Origin of the sequence: Roseibium sp., from assembly GCF_965276855.1 — a bacterium.
GTDB lineage: Bacteria > Pseudomonadota > Alphaproteobacteria > Rhizobiales > Stappiaceae > Roseibium.
Map to the genome: position 1 here is coordinate 1228161 of NZ_OZ255700.1, position 19422 is coordinate 1247582.

The following is a 19422-nucleotide window of genomic DNA, read 5'->3' on the forward strand; positions in this document are numbered from 1 at the left end:
AGAACCGCAAGTCCCTGCCCACACGCGATTTTCAGGAGTTGATTTTAAATGATTCGGATGCTCGCGGTAGCTGTGGCATGGATCGGCCAGCATGGAACGGCCGCTTTGGCTGTGAGTATCTTCATCGGCATGGCGCTACCAGCCCTGTCGGAACATCTGCGACCCTATCTCGGTGTTTCGGTCTTCAGCCTGCTGGTGCTGGCTTTCTTGAGGGTCGATATAGAAGCCATCAAACTGCGCTTGAAACGACCGACCCTTCTCCTCACCGCACTCGTTTGGATGATGCTCGGTGTGCCGTTGATTGCTTTTGCAGCCGTTCAGTTGATTGGACCGGAAACCCTTGGGCCAGATCTAGTCCTAGCGCTGTTTATCTCTACAGCCGCCCCGCCGGTTATGGCGGCACCGGCATTTATTTATCTCCTGGGCCTGAATGGCACGCTCAGCCTTGCGCTTTCCGTTGCGGCCCTGATCGTTACGCCGCTTTCGGCACCTTTCATCGGCGAACTGATGCTGGGGGACGCCTTGCCGCTGAGTATCGGTGGCCTGGCTGCGCAACTGTCATTTTTGCTTGTTGGGTCATTTCTCACTGCAATGGTGATCCGCCGGATTGCCGGACAGGAACGAATTGCAAACGGCGCAAACATGATCAGCGGCTTGAATGTTCTCTTGCTTTTGATCTTTGCGATTGCGGCGATGGATGGCGTTGCGGCGAGTTTCGCGGACAGACCTGGCTTTACCCTCGGCTTGACCGCGATCACTTTCTGCCTCGCCTTTGCACAGATCGGTGTAACCTTGCTCCTGTTTTCGCCAGCAAGCCGAGAAGATGCCTATGCTATTGCGCACACTTGCGGCACGCGCAACATGGGGCTGATGGTCGCCGCCTTTGGCGGAACACTGCCGGAGCTCACGTGGCTTTGGTTCGCAGTCGGACAATTCCCGATCTATATTTTGCCGATGGTCCTGAAACCGTTTGTCGGATGGTTTTGCGGACTAAAGCTCAAAACTGTGACGCCGCAGACCTGACAGACCTAAAACCCGGCGATACTCTCTTGAACAAATCGAAGGGAGACCGGTCATGCGTTTCTGCAAACTGCTCGTTGCTTTTTTTGCGTTCATAACAGGCTCGATGTCGGCAGCAATTGCCGGAGATCAGGCCCGTTTGGACATTCTCGGCTACTCTGAAGATGGCCGTTACTTTGCCTTTGAGCAGTCAGGAATTCAGGACGGCTCCGGTTTTCCCTATTCAGAAATATTCGTGATCGATGTCCATGAGGACAAATGGGTGAGCCCGTCTCCGTTTCGCCGCCGCGATGAAATCGACGACAGCAACGGCTACAATCCGGTAGCTCTCCTAAAGGCTGCCCGGGCCGCCAACAAAGCCGCTGCAGCCCCGCTTCTCAATTCCCTCGGTATTGACGGCCACGGACTGACAGTCGGCAGCAATCCGATCACGGAAATCTCCGCCAATCCTTTCAACATGAAGGTCAATCTGCGGCCCGTTGTCCCCCCGATCGATGAGCCGATGGAGATCCAGTTGATGGAATTTCCCCTGCCCGACGACACGTGTGCCAGCTATGGCGCGGCCACCAAGGGGTTCCAGCTCAACACGATCTATGGCGGAGAAGCGCGCGTCCGACATCTGGACAAAAGTCTCCCGAAAAGCCGCGGGTGCCCGATCGGCTACCGGATAGACAAAGTCGTCAGCTATTTCCCGGAAGGTAAACCACCTGTCATCACCCTAATCGTTCACATGGCGACCCACGGTTTTGAAGGACCTGACGGCCGGTTTCTTGCCATCTCCGGGCGGCTGTGAACAGTTAAACCGATTAGGAACGAAGTCTTTCCCTTGCCGGTCTGCCGGACACGTGGTAGCGCGGCGCCAACAGTCTATGGCCAGCGTTGCCGCCGCCCTCAGGAGATCCCAAATGCCGCGCGAGATCAAAATTGCACCGTCCGTCCTTGCGTCTGACTTTTCCAAGCTCGGTCAGGAAGTCCGCGATGTTGTCGAGGCGGGAGCAGACTGGATCCATCTAGACGTAATGGACGGCCATTTCGTTCCGAACATCACCTTCGGTCCGGATGTCATCGCCAAGATGCGCCCGCACACCGACAAGGTGTTCGACACGCACTTGATGATCGAACCTTGCGATCCTTACCTGGAAGCCTTTGCCAAAGCCGGGTCGGACATCATCACCGTGCACGCAGAAGCAACCACCCACCTGGACCGTTCGTTGCAGGCCATTCGCGCGCTCGGCAAAAAGGCCGGCGTGTCGCTCAACCCGGCAACGCCGGAAAGCGTTTTGGAGTACGTGCTCGACCGACTCGACCTGATCCTTGTGATGACGGTGAACCCGGGCTTCGGCGGTCAGAAGTTCATTGAGGCCATGGTGGAAAAGACAGCCCGGATCAAACAAATGATCGGCGATAGACCAATCGATCTGGAGATCGATGGCGGCGTCACGCCCGAAACCGCTCCGCTGGTTGCAGCCGCCGGTGCCAACGTTCTCGTTGCCGGATCCGCGGTTTTCAAGGGCGGTACAGTCGACGCCTACAAGTCCAACATCGATGCAATCCGGACTGCGGCTGCAAACGCCTAACAGAAGCAAAAAACTCTTCGCCAAACACCTTTTGATCCGGCAGTCCCTTCGGCTAAGCTGAACGGCATAGTCTGGGGGGTGTCGTTTGGCACATATGCAACGCAACATTGGCCTGCTCGGCCTGACGTTTGTCGCAATCAGCGGCATTCTCGGGTCGGGTTGGCTGTTCGCACCGCTTCTGGCAGCCCAAGCCGCAGGTCCCTCTGCCCTTCTCGCTTGGGTCATCGGCGGCTTCGCCATGCTGCTGCTTGCAGCGACCTTTGCGGAAATCGCCACCATTCTTCCAGTTGCTGGCGGGATTGGCCGTGTGCCTCACTTTTCTCATGGCTCTGTCGTCTCCATGACGATGGGTTGGACCGCCTGGGTCGGGTATAACACCACCGCAACCATCGAGGTGGAGGCTGTACTGCGGTATTCCACCAGTCTGGCTCCCTGGCTTTACGTGGGCGAAGACAAGCTGAGTACCGCAGGTTTGGGCGTCGCCATGCTGCTGCTGGCAGTATTTACGGTCCTAAACGCGTTTGGTGTCCGCTTTTTCGCGCGGATCAACACGACACTCACATGGGTCAAGATCGTGGTTCCGGCTCTCCTAGCCGCAGCCATTCTAACATCGGAATTCCGATATGCGAATTTCACGGACTATGGCGGATTTGCCCCTGAAGGTATGAAAGGCGTCTTGTCGGCAATCTCCACAGGTGGTGTTATCTTCGCGCTGATTGGCTTCCGTCATGTCATCGACATGGCCGGTGAAGCCCGCAATCCGAAAGTGAATGTGCCACTTGCGTTGGTCCTGTCCCTCGTAATTTGCTTGCTGATTTATGGCGGCTTGCAACTCGCCTTCCTCGGCGCGCTCGATCACAGCGAGCTGGAGAACGGCTGGCCAGCATTGCATTTCCCGGGTGAACTCGGGCCGATGGCCGCCATCGCAACGGCAGTTGGAGCGCTCTGGATCGTTTCCATTCTCGACACAAGTGCGCGGATTTCTTCATTTGCCTCAGGTCTTGTATCGGTTGGATCAAACGCACGGCTGGGACTTGCCATGGCCCAGAACGGCCTGTTCCCGAAGTTCATGGAAACCCTGTCCAACCGCGGCGTGCCGCTGTTCGCACTGATGGTGAACTTTGTCGTGTCCGCCCTGTTCTTCGTCGCTCTGCCGTTCAAGGAAGTTCTGGCGCTTAACACCTCTTCTATCGTTCTGTCCTTCGTGGTCGGTCCAATCGCGGTCCTCGCGTTCCGCCGGCTGCTGCCGAACACACCAAGAGCCTTTGTGCTACCAGCCGCCCCTGTCACCGGCTGCCTTGCGTTTGTTGTTGCCACGCTGATTATCTATTGGAGCGGCTGGGACACCATGCTGCACCTTGGGATTTGCCTTATTCTCGGTATCCTGCTGCTACTCTATCGCGGTTACCGGGTCGGTATGGCCGAACTCGATTGGCGTGAAGCGATCTGGCTTGCTCCCTATTTCGTTGGGATTGCCTTGCTCTCATATCTCGGATCATTTGGCAGTGGAGCCGGTCTGCTGCCGGTTGGTCCGGACATCGCCGTTGTTGGCCTGTTTTCGACCCTGATTTACATCCTTGCAGCTCATCTCAGACTGCATCAGTCCAAATTCGACCAGTACATGGCCGAAGAAAAAGCGGATGAAGTTGAAGAATACGGCACCCTTGAAGACGACATCTATGAAGGGCCGTTTCGAAAAACAGGACGCGAATGACTACATTCCTCGAGAGAGACCTAGGGCTTTGGTCTCCCGGACAAAGCGGCCGTGAGCCGTGCATCCTCTAGATAGGGGTCATGGCCGAAGCGGATTGCGCCTTGATGCTGCAACCAGACGGACTGGTGCGTTGCAACAGCCATAAGGCCCGACCGAGCAGGAAAAGTAATCGTATCCCCCCGTGCGAGCCGGTTTTCAATTCCCTCGGCCGGAAACACCCTCGGTTCGATCACCTGCTCCAGCAACGCCAACCCATCGACAATTCCAAACGCATTGGCCGGAAGATAGGGGTTGCAGAACACACCGTCTTCCGGGGCAGAATCTAGATGGAACAACGCCAGTTTCTGTTCTTGCCGGAGCCGGAATGCGTAGCTTCCAAGCGGATTTTCGTCTGAAGCTGGCAGATAGAGATTGAACTCATCTTTGAAACGGTTGATGGCGCGCGGCGTTGCCTGTCCCCAAGGGAGCGAACTGAGCGGCACATCCGCCCCTCTCCGTCTCAAATAGTACCCAACCCCCTCAACCTCCGCCGGATCGTCCTTCAACCGCGGCAGCAATTCATTACCAAGAAACTCCAGAGGAACCTGCCAGGTCGGATGAAAGGTCACAGCTTCAATGGCTGTCGCCGTATTCGCGTAGTTTCTGTCCGGGCAGTTGGCGAAAGCCTGACCTTCCATCACCACACGCCCCGACTCAGAGAATACAAACTGGTTCTCACCTTTGTTGATGAACAGCTTAACCCGGGAAAACTCCGGCGGGATCCAGCGAATGCGCTCCATGGCGTTGCTGACCTGCTCGATCCGGCGCTCAATGGGAATGTTCAGCGCGCGGACAAGCCGGGGTGTCACCTCGCTAGAAACAGGAAGAACGTATCTGTGTTTGGATTGGGCGACCGCAAATGCAAGCCGCTTGTCGAAAAGCTCTCCGCCTGTACTTTCGCCGACAAGACCGTCTTCGAACATCCGGCGCCGCAGGTTGGGCACCTGATCACTCTGTGTGCCCGGCGAAAGCTCTTCTTGAATATCCAGGTATGTAAAACCGCCGCCATCCTTGACTGCATACAGGCGCGCAAGGTGTGTCTTCAGCAAGCGATAGGTATCGTCCTGCGGTTCCCAAATCGACACGAAATCCGACAGTTGGGGTGCGGCTGCGAGCCGCTTCAAGGCATCCGTGCCATTGATTGTGTGGATGGGCATGTAGGCGCCAGGATAGAGCACCCGAGGCGTTACCCGGCCAGCCCGGAGGTCATTGGCAAAGTCAAGAAAATGGCCTGTGAACAGGAGCTCAATCCATGCGGCCTCTGAAGGATTGAGACCTTCGTCAACGGACTTGAGCTCGGCTTCAAGATAGGCGTGCGGATAGTCTTCCGGGCGGAGACCGTGGAGATGCGCATTTCTCAGGAGATCCAAGAAGGCCGCGGCCCTGTCCGTTCCAAGCCATAAGAGAGATGCGTCTTCGGCCCCATAATAGGCGCTGATTTCCCGACGGCGTTTTTCAACGATGAGAGACAGGCGTTCCGGCGTGTTCAAAACCCGCCGGACATCCTCCAATCCCCCGTTCGCCAACGTTGGGCCGGAAATCACACTCATCCAAACAATGAAAACCGCCAAGAAACCGATTGGCAGACCTGCACTCCGTGTAAGCACCAAAACCGGCCTCCCTTTCCGTCTCCGCGTACACCTTCCTCACAGTATTTCTGGCGGATACACAAAGAATCAAGCGATCGCGCGTCGTTTTAGCTGTATCGGCGGCTTACTGCCGAGCCGGCGACAGGTTGGGTGAGCCGCTCCATCAAGCCTTCGGGATAGAGTTCGATCTGTTTGGCCTTCAATTCTGCAACCGACATCCATCTGGCAATACACTCGGTTTCATCATGCTCCAGAAACGGGATGGCATCTTGCCGGTAGAAGCGCCCATCTGAAAAATGCGCGTGGCACAAGAAAACGATCTCATGGCCGGTTTGGCCGTAGTGTTCGTAGATGTTTTCAAGGACAAAATGGTCACTGCCCAGAGATATCCGCGCACCGAGTACTTCCAAAAACTCCCGCTGCAACGTATCGCGCCAAGCTTCGCCGAATTCAACAGTTCCGCCCAAGGGGCGCATGCCCTTTACATTACCATGATCGTCATAGATCTCGGTCAGGAGCAGAGCGTCATCTTGCCAGATGAGCGCCAGGGCTTTGACGGTAATGAAATTGGCGGGTCGCCAGATGGTCATGAAGGCCTCCGACACCAGAAATGGGTGAGTTGCGCGATAATCAGTCATATTCCCCGGCCCGCTGCAAGCAAAAACGGCGGCTTTCCATTGAAGGGCCGGGCGCGCTCTGCTATCCCGCAGCCAACACTTCCCAAGACGAGGACTGAACCTGCGATGATCCCGCGCTATTCCCGCCAAGACATGGTCGATATCTGGTCTCCGGAGTCGAAATTCCGCATCTGGTTCGAGATCGAGGCCCATGCCTGCGATGCATTGGCGGAGCTCGGCGTGATCCCGGAAGACGCTGCCAAGACAATCTGGGAAAAAGGCGGTAGCGCCACCTTCGACATCGACCGTATCGACGAGATCGAGCGGGAGACAAAGCATGACGTCATCGCCTTCCTGACCCATCTTGCAGAGATCGTTGGACCGGATGCGCGCTTCGTGCACCAGGGCATGACCTCGTCGGATGTTCTGGACACCTGCTTCAACATCCAGCTGGTCAAGGCGACCGACCTTCTTTTGAAGGACATGGACGAGCTGCTGGCGGCCATCAAGCGCCGAGCATTTGAGCACAAAGACACGGTCACCATCGGCCGATCCCACGGCATCCACGCCGAACCGGTCACTTTCGGTTTGAAAATGGCTCAAGCTTATGCGGAGTTCGACCGCTGCAAGGCGCGCCTTCTGAATGCCCGCGAGGAAATCGCCACCGGTGCCATCTCCGGTGCTGTCGGCACCTTCGCCAACATCGACCCGCGCGTTGAAGAACATGTCGCCAAGGCACTTGGGCTTAAGGCCGAGCCGGTATCTACCCAGGTGATCCCGCGCGACCGCCACGCGATGTACTTCGCGACCCTTGGGGTCATCGCCTCGTCCATCGAGCGTCTTGCGACCGAAATCCGCCACCTGCAGCGCACGGAAGTACTGGAAGCAGAAGAATTCTTCTCCAAGGGCCAGAAAGGCTCGTCGGCGATGCCGCACAAGCGCAACCCGGTCCTGACCGAAAACCTGACCGGCCTTGCCCGTCTGGTGCGTATGTCCACCGTACCGGCCATGGAGAACGTGGCGCTCTGGCACGAACGTGACATCTCGCATTCGTCCGTTGAGCGCATGATCGGCCCGGACACGACCGTGACCCTCGACTTTGCCCTGGCGCGCCTCACCGGTGTGATCGACAAGCTTGTGGTCTACCCGGAGCGCATGATGGGCAACATGGACCGTCTCGGCGGTCTCGTCCATTCCCAGCGGATCCTGCTCGCCCTGACGCAAGCAGGCTCCTCCCGTGAAGACGCCTACCGCCTCGTTCAGCGCAACGCGATGAAGGTCTGGGACAGCTATCAGGTATCCGGCGACGCCAAAGTCGACTTCCTGACCGAGCTTCTCAATGACGAAGACGTCCGCAACTACCTGTCCGAAGAAGAAATCCGCGACCGCTTCGATCTTGGCTATCACACCAAGAACGTCGACGTTATTTTTGAGCGGGTGTTCGGCGAGAGCTGACCGCACGACCCTGTGCCGCCCCTGCGCAGGCAGGGGCTCGGAACCTTCAAACGGCTGTCAGGGTTCCTGTCTATCTTCCCGGGTTACTGGATCCCTGCCTTCGCAGGGACGGCAGGGTGTAAATGGGGCAATCATTCATGAAAATTGCGGTTGTTTCGGACATTCACGGGAATGTGCTGGCGCTGGAAGCGGTGCTGGCGGATCTTACCGGCGAAGCTCCTGATGTCGTCGTCAATCTCGGCGATTGCGTCTCCGGTCCTCTGTGGCCGGAGGAGACGGCTGAGATCCTGCGGGAAACCAAGTGGCCGACGGTGCGCGGCAATCATGATCGGATCGTCCTTGAAAGTCCGAAAGAGAAGATGGGCCCGACGGACGCCTTTACAGCCGAACGGCTGTCTCGGCAAAGCCTTGACTGGTTGAAGACGTCTGAACAGACCATCCGGTTGAGTGATGACGTTTTCCTCTGCCATGGCACTCCGGACAATGACGACCGGTATTTGACCGAAAAGGTGGAGGGCCCCAAAGGTCATCTGCCGGATGAAGAAACGTTGATTGCTGAGCTCAAAGGCGAAACATCCCCGATCATCTGCTGCGGTCACACCCATATTCCGCGGGTCATTCATCTTCATGAGACGAGGCAGACGATCCTTAACCCCGGCAGCGTCGGCTTGCCGTCTTATGAAGATGATCACCCGAACCGCCACACAATGGAAGTTGGCAGCCCGCACGCGCGGTATGCGCTGATGACCAAAGGTGCATCAGGATGGAGTTTTCAGGAAAAGATCCTGCCTTACGACTGGGAAGCTGCGGCACTAGAAGCGGAAAAGAACAAGCGCCCAGGCTGGGGGCGCTCATTGCGCCGCGGGTTTTACGGGCCTTTGTCGTAGGGTTTTAATCGCTCGACGCGCCATAGCCCTTTGGGTTCTTGCAGGCCCAGTTCCAGGTGTCGGAGCACATGTCTTCCAGGCCGCGGTCCGCGGTCCAATTGAGCTTCTCCGCCGCTTTGTTTGTGTCGGCATACACCTCGGCGACGTCCCCGGGACGCCTCGGAGCGATTGTATAAGGGATCGCCTGGTTTGACGCCCGTTCAAAGGCTTTCACCATCTCCAGCACGCTGTACCCGGTTCCGGTCCCCAGATTGACGGTAAAGCTGTTGTCCGTGTCTGTGAGCGAAGACAGGGCCTCATAGGCGCGCAGGTGCCCTACCACCAGATCGACCACGTGGATGTAATCGCGGACACCGGTGCCATCGCGCGTGTCATAGTCGTTGCCAAAGACCGAGAGTTTGTCGCGTCGACCGCTGGCGACTTGCGAGACAAACGGCATCAGGTTGTTCGGAATCCCTTGCGGGTCTTCCCCGATCAGGCCGCTTTTGTGGGCGCCGACCGGATTGAAATAGCGCAAGATGCCGAAGCGCCATCGCGGGTCACTCGCAGAGACATCGCCCAGAATTTCCTCAATCATCAGCTTTGTGCGGCCATAGGGGTTGGTGGCGCTCAGCGGATGATCTTCCGTCAAGGGCAGGAACTTCGGCTCGCCATAAACAGTGGCCGAAGAGGAGAATATGAGCTGGCGCACATTGCACGCCTCCATGGCGGCCAAGAGCTCGAGCGTTCCGGTGATGTTGTTGGCGTAATAGCTGAGCGGAACCTTTGTGGACTCACCGACAGCCTTTAATCCAGCAAAGTGAATGACGCCTGAGCAGTTGTACTTCTTCAGCACCCTTTCAAGTGTGTCCCGGTCCCGGATGTCACCCTCTTCATGAGCAACTTCCTTGCCCGTGATCGCGGTGATCCGTTTGAGGCTTTCGGGGCTGGAGTTGGAAAAGTTGTCGAGCACGACGACATCGTGACCTGCTTCCAGCAAGGTCACGCAGCAGTGGGATCCGATGTAGCCTGCGCCACCGGTGATCAGGATCGTCATGTCACTGTTGCCTTTCCCGCGTGCCGAACGCCTATAATGCCAACGACATATTTGCCGATAACACCTTCACGTTTCCTTACGCGCCCCAACGCCCATCATGGCAAGAGCGCCAGATCGCTCACCGCGATGAAATGCGGATTGCGCAGATCGTCTTTAGTCGCGCCCTCGGCAAGCCTGTAAACGAAGTCCCCACCGGTTTCTGCAAGCACCACATGGCCGCCGGCAGCCCGGACCACCGCATCGCCGGCCGCAATGTCCCACTGCATGGTCGGTGCCATGCGCGGATAGAGATCCGCCCGCCCTGCAGCGACCCAGCACAGCTTCAGCGAGGAACCGACACAGACCTTCTCGGCGACTTTCAGCTTTGCGATCAGCGCTTCGGTTTCTTCCGACAAATGCGAGCGGCTTGCCAAAACACTCAATCCCGACTCTGGCGGCTTTCGAACAGAGATTTTTCCAACATCAACGATTTCACCACCTGAAACCTGCCCCTGAAAGGCACTCTGCGCTTCGCCACCCGGCAAGGCGCCTCCCCAGTAGACCTCTTTCAGCGCGGGCGCATAAACCACGCCAAAAATTGGCGTTCCCTCATCGATCAGCGCAATATTAACCGTGAACTCACCGTTGCGCTTCACGAATTCCTTGGTGCCATCCAGAGGATCAACAAGGAAATACCGAGCACCGCCCTCCGGCAGCTGCCCGGCTTCGACGGATTCTTCGGCCACCACCGGCACATCCGGAAAAAGATCTGCAAGTCCTTTGAGGATCACGTCCTCTGCCGCCTGATCGGCGACGGTGACCGGGGATCCGTCTCCCTTGACCGATGCGCTGAAATCTTCGGCATAGACTTTCAGGATCTCAGCACCGGCAGCCACTGCCAAGTTCAAGAGTGTTTCCACCTGGCCATCTGCCGTCCCGGTCATGTGTTTGAGTTCGCTCATCGTTGCGCCGTGTTGAGTGAAAGATGGCGCTCTTGTGGAACAGCTTTGTCTCCGGCGCAAGACCACAGATCCTCGCGACACGTTCTACAAGATCCCCACGTCGTTGCCCCCGCTAATGTCGTCCCGGACGCAGCAGAGCGAAGATCCGGGACCTTCTCGGTCCCAAAGACTTGCTCGCGAAACTGATGGGTTGGTCCTGGCCGCGATGAGAATAGATCTCGGCTCAAATCCGGGGACGACAACAGGGAGAGCCGATAGGCCTTTTGCGCATCCGGATACCGTCACGAAGTAGGGCGTCGCTTGAAAACGCAGCTATCTCAGGGCGCCGTGGCGCCATGATGTGTGACTGCCGAGGTCACATTCGCGCCTGCTTATTTCTGCCATTTGATCCATGTCTTGGACCGCGTCCAGGGTAGGCTGGCAGACTGTCATAAATTGCAGTGCGTTTCGGCTGATTTGGACCTTTGGCGATGGGCTTAAAATCGCAGCCCTGTCCCGGAATATCAGGAAAATCGCCTTGTCGGGCGGCGTCCTGCAAAACGCGACCCTTGCCGATGGGCTGTTTGAACAGCTTAAGGCACAAGGGTTCGACGTTCTGGTTCCGAAGACTCTGCCAGCCAACGATGGCGGGCTGTCCCTCGGTCAGGCAGCGATCGCCGCCGCGCGATAATCTAAGGCCACGCTACGCTCACTCACGGCGCAGCGTTAAACCGGCGCGACAGTTCCTCTATGTGGGCAGGGCTGACCTCACAACACCCGCCGACGATCGTGGCTCCAAGATCAATCCAGTCAGCGGCGTGATCCGCATAGACTTCGGGTGTCAAATCAGTGCGCGCGGCAAGTTTTGAAACGCTGCTGCCCTTCTTGAGAAACTCCGGTTTGATGGCCGTAAACCCGTTGGCATAGGCACCGGTTTTCATGCCCGACTGTCCGAGAACGGCCATGCCCCTGGTCACCGCCTCCGGCACCGAACAATTGATCAAAACCGCCTCTGGTCCAAGTTCCTTGACAACATCCACCACCTCATGCAGCGGCTCACCGGACCGAAGTGCAACACCATCCCCATCATCAACTGTCAGAGCGATCCAGACCGGTTTATCATGCCGCAGCGCTGCGGTCAGGGATGCGCGTGCCTGTTCGATGGAAGCGATTGTTTCGATGACAAACAGGTCTACGTGGTCCTTCTGAACCCGGCAGATTTCGTCATAGAGATCGATGGATTGGTCTTGCGGCGGGGCCCCGTCATGGCTGTAGGACCAGCCAAGCGGACCAAGACAACCCGCCACAAGCCCGCTGCCATGTGCGTCCCGGGACTGGCAGGCAAGGTCACAGGCCAGGTGATGCAGCCGCTTGAACTGATCATCAAGGCCATTGGGCCGCAGCCGATCCCGGTGGAGCGTATAACTGTTGACGGTTGCGACATGAGCGCCGGCAGCAAAAAAGTCGTCGTGAATGGCTCGGACGAGATCCGGCCGTTCCATCATGAGTTCGCACGACCAGAGCCCGCTCGGGACCCGCCCGCTGCGGTGAACCAGTTCCTGCCCCATGCCACCGTCGAGGATCGTGATGTTGCTCATTCTCGTTCGTTTCCCGATTTCCTGATCGGCGGGCAATTAGTCCTGAGACACGGCATTTTCAAGGTTGAAACGCAATCCTGGCCATTATGATCAAGTCCAACCCGCTGCTGAGACCGTTCGAAAACCGGTTGGCACGCGATCACTGCAGATCCGCTGGCAGGTGCCCCATTCAAACAGCTGTTTGGCCCCGGTCCTTGTGCAAAGCAAATCATCTCTGCCATAGTGCGGTGCACCTCCCGCACGACACGAGCACTCCATGGCCATTCATGCAAGTCTTTATCACCTAACCCACTATGCCTATGACCGGCCGGTGACACTTTCACCGCAGATTGTCAGGTTGAGACCGGCACCGCACAGCCGGACACGGGTGATTTCGCACAGCCTGAAGGTTTCTCCAAGCGGCCATTTCGTCAATCACCAGCAAGATCCGTATGGAAATTGGCTCGCCCGCTTCGTGTTCCCGGAACCCGTTCGGGAGTTCAAGATCGAAGTCGATCTTGTTGCGGACATGACTGTCTACAATCCGTTCGACTTTTTCGTTGAAGACCGCGCAGAACATTGGCCGTTCGAGTACGACCCGGACCTCAAGGATGATTTGGTCATCTACCGGACACCGGAGCCGGAAGGACCGAAGCTGGCAAAGTTCATCGGGTCGGTCAGTCCTGACGAAACGCGAACGGTCGATTTTCTGGTTGGTCTCAATCATAGGATTTCCGAAGAGGTGGATTACACAATCCGTCTCGAGCCGGGCGTACAGACACCTGAGGAAACCCTCACAAAAGGGTCGGGATCGTGCCGGGATTCAAGCTGGCTTCTTGTTCAGGTCCTCCGGCATCTCGGATTTGCCGCACGGTTCGTCTCCGGCTACCTGATCCAGTTGAAACCGGATTTGAAGGCACTGGACGGGCCCACCGGTACGGATCATGACTTCACTGACCTCCATGCCTGGGTCGAGGTGTATATCCCCGGCGCTGGTTGGATCGGTCTTGATCCGACATCCGGTCTTCTGACCGGTGAGAGCCATATCCCGCTGGCAGCAACGCCCCATTTCAAAAACGCGGCTCCGATTTCGGGCACGGCCACTTTTGCCGAAACCGACTTCAAGTTCGACATGAAGATCGCGCGTGTTTCCGAGCACCCGAGGATCACAAAGCCCTTTTCCGATGACGCCTGGGAGCGGCTTCTTCAAACCGGGCGTAAAGTCGATGAAGCGCTGGAAGCCGGAGACGTCCGACTTACAATGGGCGGGGAACCCACGTTTGTCTCCATTGACGATTTTGAAAGTTCAGAGTGGAACACCGCCGCGGTTGGGCCGACAAAACGGGGATTGGCCGATAAACTGATACGCCGCCTGCGCGAACGGTTTGCACCCGGTGGCGTGCTGCACTACGGGCAGGGAAAATGGTACCCAGGTGAAACCCTTCCACGCTGGACGTTCTCACTCTTCTGGCGGACAGATGGTACGCAGATCTGGAAGAACCCGGACCTGATTGCGCTCGAGGACAGCGAGCCTGTCGAAGATCCATCCAAAGCAGGAGCGCTGCTCGAAGCGATTGCGGAGCATCTCGACCTTCCCAAAGACCACGTCCAGCCTGTCTTTGAAGATCCAGCCGAATGGATCGTGAAAGAAGCGAACCTGCCTGACAACATCTCACCGCTCAATCCCAAACTCAAAGACGCCGAAGAGCGGGCCCGGTTTGCACGCGTGTTCGGGCGCGGCCTGGAAACAGCGGTCGGCTATGTGCTGCCGGTCCAATGCTGGCAGAGCAAGAGTACTGGCCCTAAATGGCGGTCCGAACGCTGGCGGTCTCGGCGTGGGCATTTGTTCCTTGTCCCTGGCGACAGCCCTGCTGGTTTCCGGTTGCCGCTTGGATCCCTGCCCCATATACGGCCTGTCGATTATCCCTACACGTACACGGCGGACCCTTCCCTGCAAACGGCTGCCCTGCCGGACTATCAGGATGAGCTCACACAGAAACGCCGGCGTGCCATTCAGGAGGAAATTGACCGGCTCGTCGCAGAGGAGAAGGAAAAAGCTGAGCTTTTGCCAGAGGCAAGTGCTGAGCATTCCCAACCGGTACAGACACAGCGAGAAACCGGGGATGTGCAAACTGTTGTCCCGCAAGGAGGGGTCGATCCATCCGATGGATCCGTCCGAACCGCACTTGCGATCGAATTGCGCGAGGGTCGGCTGTGCATCTTCATGCCGCCCGTCGAACGTCTTGAAGAGTACCTCGAGCTTCTCGCCGCTGCAGAGCTGAGTGCAGAACAGCTTGGCCTCAAGGTTCATATCGAGGGATATGGACCACCGAATGACTCAAGGCTCAACGTCGTCCGGGTCGCTCCGGACCCCGGCGTTCTGGAGGTCAACATTCATCCCGCTGCAAACTGGGACGATTGTGTCACGACGACGGAAGCGATCTACGAAGAGGCCCGACAATGCCGCTTGGGAGCCGACAAATTCATGATCGATGGCCGCCACACGGGAACCGGTGGCGGGAACCATGTGGTCGTTGGCGGCGCAACACTGGAAAACAGTCCGTTTTTGCGACGGCCAGACCTTCTGAAATCATTGATCTTGCTGTGGCAGCGGCACCCCTCCCTATCCTACTTGTTTTCCGGCCTGTTTATCGGTCCGACCAGCCAAGCTCCGCGGATCGACGAGGCAAGGCACGATACTCTGTACGAGCTTGAAATCGCCCTGTCGCAGATTTCCGGACCGGACTCAGGAGACTACACACCTCCTTGGCTTGTTGACCGCTTGCTGCGGAACATGTTGACGGATGTGACCGGCAACACCCACCGGGCAGAAATCTGCATCGACAAACTTTATTCGCCAGATGGTCCGACCGGCCGTTTGGGACTTGTGGAGTTCCGCGGTTTTGAAATGCCACCGCATCCCCGCATGAACCTTGCGCAGCAGCTGCTCTTGCGCGCAATCATTGCCCGATGCTGGGCGAAACCGGTAACGGGTCAGCCGGTGCGCTGGGGCACCGTTCTTCATGATCGATACATGCTCCCGCACTTTGTCTGGCAGGATTTTTTGGCCGTTCTGACAGACTTGAAAGACCATGGCTTCGAACTCGATCCGGTTTGGTATGAAGCCCAAGCTGAGTTCCGTTTCCCGTTTTGTGGGGCAGTCGATGTCGAAGGCGTTCAGCTGGAAATCCGCCAGGCCCTGGAGCCTTGGCATGTCCTGGGCGAGACCGGAGCGATCGGTGGAACGGTCAGATACACCGACAGCTCTGTAGAGCGCCTGCAGGTAAAGATGACCACCGCCTTCAAGGACCGCTATGCCGTCATGTGCAATCAACGGCCCATACCGATGACAGAGGCGGGCACCTCCGGGGTCAATGTTGGCGGCGTCCGTTTCAAAGCCTGGCAACCTGCAGAAGCGTTGCACCCCGTTCTGCCCGTCAACGCCCCTTTGACCTTCGACATCTACGACCGCTGGTCTTCGCGGCCGGTCGGCGGATGCGTTTATCATGTGGCACATCCAGGCGGCCGGAACTACGACACGTTTCCGGTCAACGGCAATGAAGCAGAAGCACGCCGGCTGGCCCGGTTTGAAGGTTTCGGCCATTCCACCGGACAGTACACCCCCGTTTGGGAAGCACCGCACCCGGAATTTCCAATGACCCTTGATCTACGGCGCCAGGGCGGGCTGATATGACCACCCCGGCGGAAGAGGCGCTCGCGGAAACCAATCCCTTGTTGCGGGATTATGCCGTTCAATCAGGTGTTGCCGACGAGCTGCTCGACCCGGACGGAGTGATGCGCCCGGTTTGGGGTTCATTCATTCAGCAGCTGTCGCGATTGTCACAAGAGCAAATCACCGCCGGTTTCGCCCGCGGGGATCAATACCTGCGGGATGCAGGTGTGTTTTTTCGTCAGTACAGCACAGACTCTCATCAGGAACGCGACTGGCCCCTCAGCCATATTCCAGTGATTTTGCATGAGAGAGAGTGGACAGAAATCTGCGAAGCGCTGACGCAACGCGCTGAGCTTTTGGAGCGGGTTGTTGCCGATCTTTACGGCGACGCGACCCTTGTCCGCGACGGCCACTTGCCCGCAGAGCTGGTCGCCCAGAACCCGGAATGGCAGCGTCCACTGGTCGGTTTAACACCGGCTTCAGGCCACCATCTCCATTTTCTGGCGTTTGAAATCGGCCGCAGCCCGGACGGATCCTGGCTGGTGCTGGGCGACAGAACGCAGGCCCCGTCTGGTGCTGGCTTTGCACTGGAAAACCGGATGGCGACCGTACGGGTGTTTCCCGAACCGTTTCCCCAGTCCAGAGTTCAGCGTTTGGCCGGTTTCTTCCGCGCCTTTCGCGATGCCATGGATGATCTGCCGTCGACAGAGGGCGGGCGCACCGCCATCCTGACGCCTGGCCCCGGCAACGATACCTACTTTGAACACACCTACATCGCGCGTTATCTTGGCCTGACGCTTCTGGAGGGAGCAGATCTTCTTGTGCAGGATGGCACCGTGCAGATGCGGACGGTGTCCGGTCCGAAACCGGTCAGTGTTCTGTGGCGCCGTCTGGACGCCTCCTATGCAGATCCATTGGAACTTGACGAAACATCTCACCTGGGCACCCCGGGTCTTGTCGATGCCATCCGGCAATCCAATGTAAATCTGGTCAACAGTCTTGGGTCCGGAATACTGGAAACCAGAGCGCTCATGGCATTTCTGCCGCAGATTTCAGATGTTGTTCTCGGTGAACCGCTCAAGCTTCCAAATCTGGCAACCTGGTGGTGCGGACAGGCCGCCGAGCGGGATTACGTGAAAGCCCATGCCAAAGACTTGTTCATTGGTGAGGCTTTCAGCCGGGCGCTGCCCTTCGACATCGGCCGAACAGATGGGCCAAGACAAGATCCGGCGCTGCAAACACAAAAGGCTCTCTCAGCCTGGATAGACAGCCGTGCCGGCCAGCTTGTCGGCCAGGAAGCCGTGACGTTGTCCACCACGCCGGTCTGGGAAGACAATCGTCTTGTCCCCCGCCCCATGAGCATTCGTGTCTTTGCAGCCCGAACCGCGCAAGGCTGGGTATTCCTCCCCGGAGGCTATGCCCGGATTGGCCGCCACGGCGATGCCACAGCTTTATCCATGCAACAAGGCGGTTCGGTTGCCGACGTCTGGGTCATGAGAGACAGCGCTGTCCGGCAGGAGACGCTTTTCGATGCGAAAAACTTCCGGCGTCAAGGCCCGAGCGTCTTGCCCAGCCGGGCAGCAGACAATCTCTTTTGGCTTGGACGCTACATTGAAAGGGCCGAGGGCGTAATCCGTCTGATGCGGGGCTATCATTTGCGGCTTGCTGAAGCCGGCTACGACCAAGACCCACGACTTGTTCAGATCGCGGAACAGCTCCGGCTGCTGTCGCTCGATCCAGATAAGGCCGTTATCACAGCTCTGAACCCGCCGTTGAGCGCTGCCCGGGTGTCTGCGGGCAAAGTCCGCGACCGGTTTTCCATCGATGGTTGGGCGGCGCTCGCCGATCTCACCAACAGCTTGAGAGATCTGACCCCGGACCTTGCGCGCGGAGACGATACGGCCAGAGCGCTCGGTATCCTTTTGAGAAAAATTACGGGCTTCAAGGGACTCGTACACGAGAATATGCACCGGACATCCGGTTGGCGGTTCCTGACACTCGGCCGGGCCATTGAACGGGCCGACGGCGCCGCAGGTGTGTTGATGGCATTTGCCGGCGAAGAGGCTGGGCCAGGTTTTCCGGATGTCGCCCTTGAATATGCTGACAGCGTCATCACCCATCAACGGCGCTACCGGATCGATCCAACCACCGAAACGGTCACCGACCTCCTGGCGCTTGATGCCAGCAATCCACGCGCAATTCTGTTTCAGGTCACAGCCATGCGGCGCATTGCAGAAGGCTTGCCGAATGCGCGGATAAGCGGCCGTGTTTCATCGGTGCTCCGGTTGCTGCTGCCTCTGGAAGCACAGCTGTCTGTTGCCTCGCCATCAGAAATGAACGCACGGCGGCTTGAGCGCGTTCGCATACGTCTGTCCGAAGTCTCGGACCGTCTGACCACCAATTATCTGATCTAGGATCGGAACGAAAACTAATGCGCTACGAAATTCGCCTGACTGTCGGATATGATTATGGTGCGCCATCTGAACACGCCCGAACGCTCGTCCGGCTTTTGCCCTCCGACGTTCCAGGCAAACAGATCGTTCCAGCCCGTTTGTTGACCATCGATCCCAAACCTCAGGAACGTCACGACACCCGGGACTTTTTTGGAAATGTTATGACCGTGCTTGTCTTTCATGAGCCAATTGACAAGATCGAACTAACGTTAAAGGCCACAGTTGAACGGCTTCACCCCGCTGCCGGTCTGGACTTTTCACCCGATCTCCAGGCTCTTGAACAAGAGGTGATTGCAAACCGGAGCCTGACCGCAGTCGCACCGGCGCACTACACGGGCAGGTCGCCAAGGGTCGCACCCGATCCATCCATAACCGAATTTGCAAAGGCCCAAGCAGATGAGGGCCTCTCGGTCATGCAGTTCGTAGAGCGCTTCGGAAAGGCTTTGCACGAAACAATGAGCTTCGATCCTGAGGCCACCGATGTGACCACGCCGCCGGCAGAGGCTTTTGCAAAACGCCATGGCGTGTGCCAGGACTTTTCGCACATCATGATTTCAGGCTTGCGGGCACTCGGAATTCCAGCAGGATATGTGTCCGGCTTCTTGAGAACCTTGCCCCCCAAAGGCCAGCCGCGCCTTGAGGGCGCGGATGCCATGCATGCTTGGGTTTGCGCATGGTGCGGCGTCGAAACAGGCTGGATCGAGTACGATCCAACAAATGCCTGCTTTGCCGGTCTGGACCATATCGTGGTTGCCTATGGTCGCGACTATTCGGATGTGGCGCCTGTCAAAGGCGTCCTCAGATCTTCCGGCAACCAAAGCAGCTTTCACGCAGTCGATGTTCGCCCACTTTGACTTGAGCGGCC

General features: G+C 57.7%; 15 protein-coding genes. 10 read left to right on the top strand and 5 right to left on the bottom strand.

Annotated features, from left to right (window positions below; translation table 11 throughout):
- The first annotated feature begins 48 nt into the window (after positions 1 to 48).
- The 4 genes from ACQY4Z_RS05670 (at position 49) to ACQY4Z_RS05685 (ending at position 4311) form a co-directional block, all read left to right on the top strand.
- Positions 49 to 1023, top strand: a complete 975-nt coding sequence (locus tag ACQY4Z_RS05670) for a sodium:proton symporter (protein WP_428527451.1) — start codon at positions 49 to 51, stop codon at positions 1021 to 1023.
- Positions 1024 to 1075: 52 nt separating this feature from the next.
- Positions 1076 to 1813: a DUF2259 domain-containing protein gene (locus ACQY4Z_RS05675; protein WP_428527453.1), complete on the top strand. Its 738-nt coding sequence runs from the start codon at positions 1076 to 1078 to the stop codon at positions 1811 to 1813.
- A gap of 112 nt (positions 1814 to 1925) precedes the next feature.
- Positions 1926 to 2597 (top strand): ribulose-phosphate 3-epimerase, encoded by a 672-nt coding sequence (gene rpe / locus ACQY4Z_RS05680; protein ID WP_428527455.1) that lies wholly within the window; start codon positions 1926 to 1928, stop codon positions 2595 to 2597.
- A 94-nt stretch (positions 2598 to 2691) separates the two neighbouring features.
- A complete protein-coding gene (locus tag ACQY4Z_RS05685) occupies positions 2692 to 4311 on the top strand; it encodes an APC family permease (protein ID WP_428529724.1) in 1620 nt (539 codons plus the stop codon).
- A gap of 20 nt (positions 4312 to 4331) precedes the next feature.
- Here ACQY4Z_RS05685 and ACQY4Z_RS05690 read toward each other — a convergent pair whose 3' ends face one another.
- Positions 4332 to 5957 carry a hypothetical protein gene (locus tag ACQY4Z_RS05690; protein ID WP_428527457.1) on the bottom strand — a complete coding sequence of 542 codons (1626 nt, stop codon included), beginning with the start codon at positions 5955 to 5957 and terminating at the stop codon, positions 4332 to 4334.
- An 89-nt stretch (positions 5958 to 6046) separates the two neighbouring features.
- Positions 6047 to 6529: an NUDIX hydrolase gene (locus tag ACQY4Z_RS05695; RefSeq protein WP_428527459.1), complete on the bottom strand. Its 483-nt coding sequence runs from the start codon at positions 6527 to 6529 to the stop codon at positions 6047 to 6049.
- Between the two features lie 153 nt (positions 6530 to 6682).
- Here ACQY4Z_RS05695 and purB point away from each other — a divergent pair, with 153 nt between their 5' ends.
- The gene (purB, locus tag ACQY4Z_RS05700; RefSeq protein WP_133953011.1) at positions 6683 to 8011 is read left to right on the top strand and encodes an adenylosuccinate lyase; all 1329 of its coding nucleotides are present in this window, start codon (positions 6683 to 6685) and stop codon (positions 8009 to 8011) included.
- A gap of 137 nt (positions 8012 to 8148) precedes the next feature.
- Positions 8149 to 8898 (top strand): metallophosphoesterase family protein, encoded by a 750-nt coding sequence (locus tag ACQY4Z_RS05705; protein ID WP_428527461.1) that lies wholly within the window; start codon positions 8149 to 8151, stop codon positions 8896 to 8898.
- 4 nt (positions 8899 to 8902) lie between these two features.
- Here the strand turns inward: ACQY4Z_RS05705 and galE are convergent, their stop codons facing one another.
- Both galE and cysQ read right to left on the bottom strand, forming a co-directional pair.
- Positions 8903 to 9934, bottom strand: coding sequence for a UDP-glucose 4-epimerase GalE (gene galE / locus ACQY4Z_RS05710; protein WP_428527463.1), 1032 nt, complete (start codon positions 9932 to 9934; stop codon positions 8903 to 8905).
- 95 nt (positions 9935 to 10029) lie between these two features.
- On the bottom strand, positions 10030 to 10875 hold the full coding sequence (cysQ, locus tag ACQY4Z_RS05715; RefSeq protein ID WP_428527465.1) for a 3'(2'),5'-bisphosphate nucleotidase CysQ: 846 nt from the start codon (positions 10873 to 10875) through the stop codon (positions 10030 to 10032).
- A gap of 391 nt (positions 10876 to 11266) precedes the next feature.
- On the opposite strand from cysQ, the gene ACQY4Z_RS05720 reads away from it, so the two are divergent.
- Positions 11267 to 11545, top strand: coding sequence for a hypothetical protein (locus ACQY4Z_RS05720; RefSeq protein WP_428527467.1), 279 nt, complete (start codon positions 11267 to 11269; stop codon positions 11543 to 11545).
- Between the two features lie 22 nt (positions 11546 to 11567).
- Here ACQY4Z_RS05720 and ACQY4Z_RS05725 read toward each other — a convergent pair whose 3' ends face one another.
- Entirely contained in the window at positions 11568 to 12452 is an 885-nt protein-coding gene (locus ACQY4Z_RS05725; RefSeq protein WP_428527469.1) for a homocysteine S-methyltransferase family protein, read from the bottom strand.
- A 256-nt stretch (positions 12453 to 12708) separates the two neighbouring features.
- Here ACQY4Z_RS05725 and ACQY4Z_RS05730 point away from each other — a divergent pair, with 256 nt between their 5' ends.
- From ACQY4Z_RS05730 to ACQY4Z_RS05740, 3 genes are read left to right on the top strand one after another with little or no spacing between them, the layout of a single operon-like run.
- Positions 12709 to 16125, top strand: coding sequence for a DUF2126 domain-containing protein (locus tag ACQY4Z_RS05730; RefSeq protein ID WP_428527471.1), 3417 nt, complete (start codon positions 12709 to 12711; stop codon positions 16123 to 16125).
- Positions 16122 to 18518: a circularly permuted type 2 ATP-grasp protein gene (locus ACQY4Z_RS05735; RefSeq protein ID WP_428527473.1), complete on the top strand. Its 2397-nt coding sequence runs from the start codon at positions 16122 to 16124 to the stop codon at positions 18516 to 18518. The genes ACQY4Z_RS05730 and ACQY4Z_RS05735 overlap by 4 nt, the downstream gene beginning before the upstream one ends.
- A 17-nt stretch (positions 18519 to 18535) precedes the next feature.
- Positions 18536 to 19411 carry a transglutaminase family protein gene (locus tag ACQY4Z_RS05740; protein ID WP_428527475.1) on the top strand — a complete coding sequence of 292 codons (876 nt, stop codon included), beginning with the start codon at positions 18536 to 18538 and terminating at the stop codon, positions 19409 to 19411.
- Positions 19412 to 19422 lie beyond the last annotated feature (11 nt).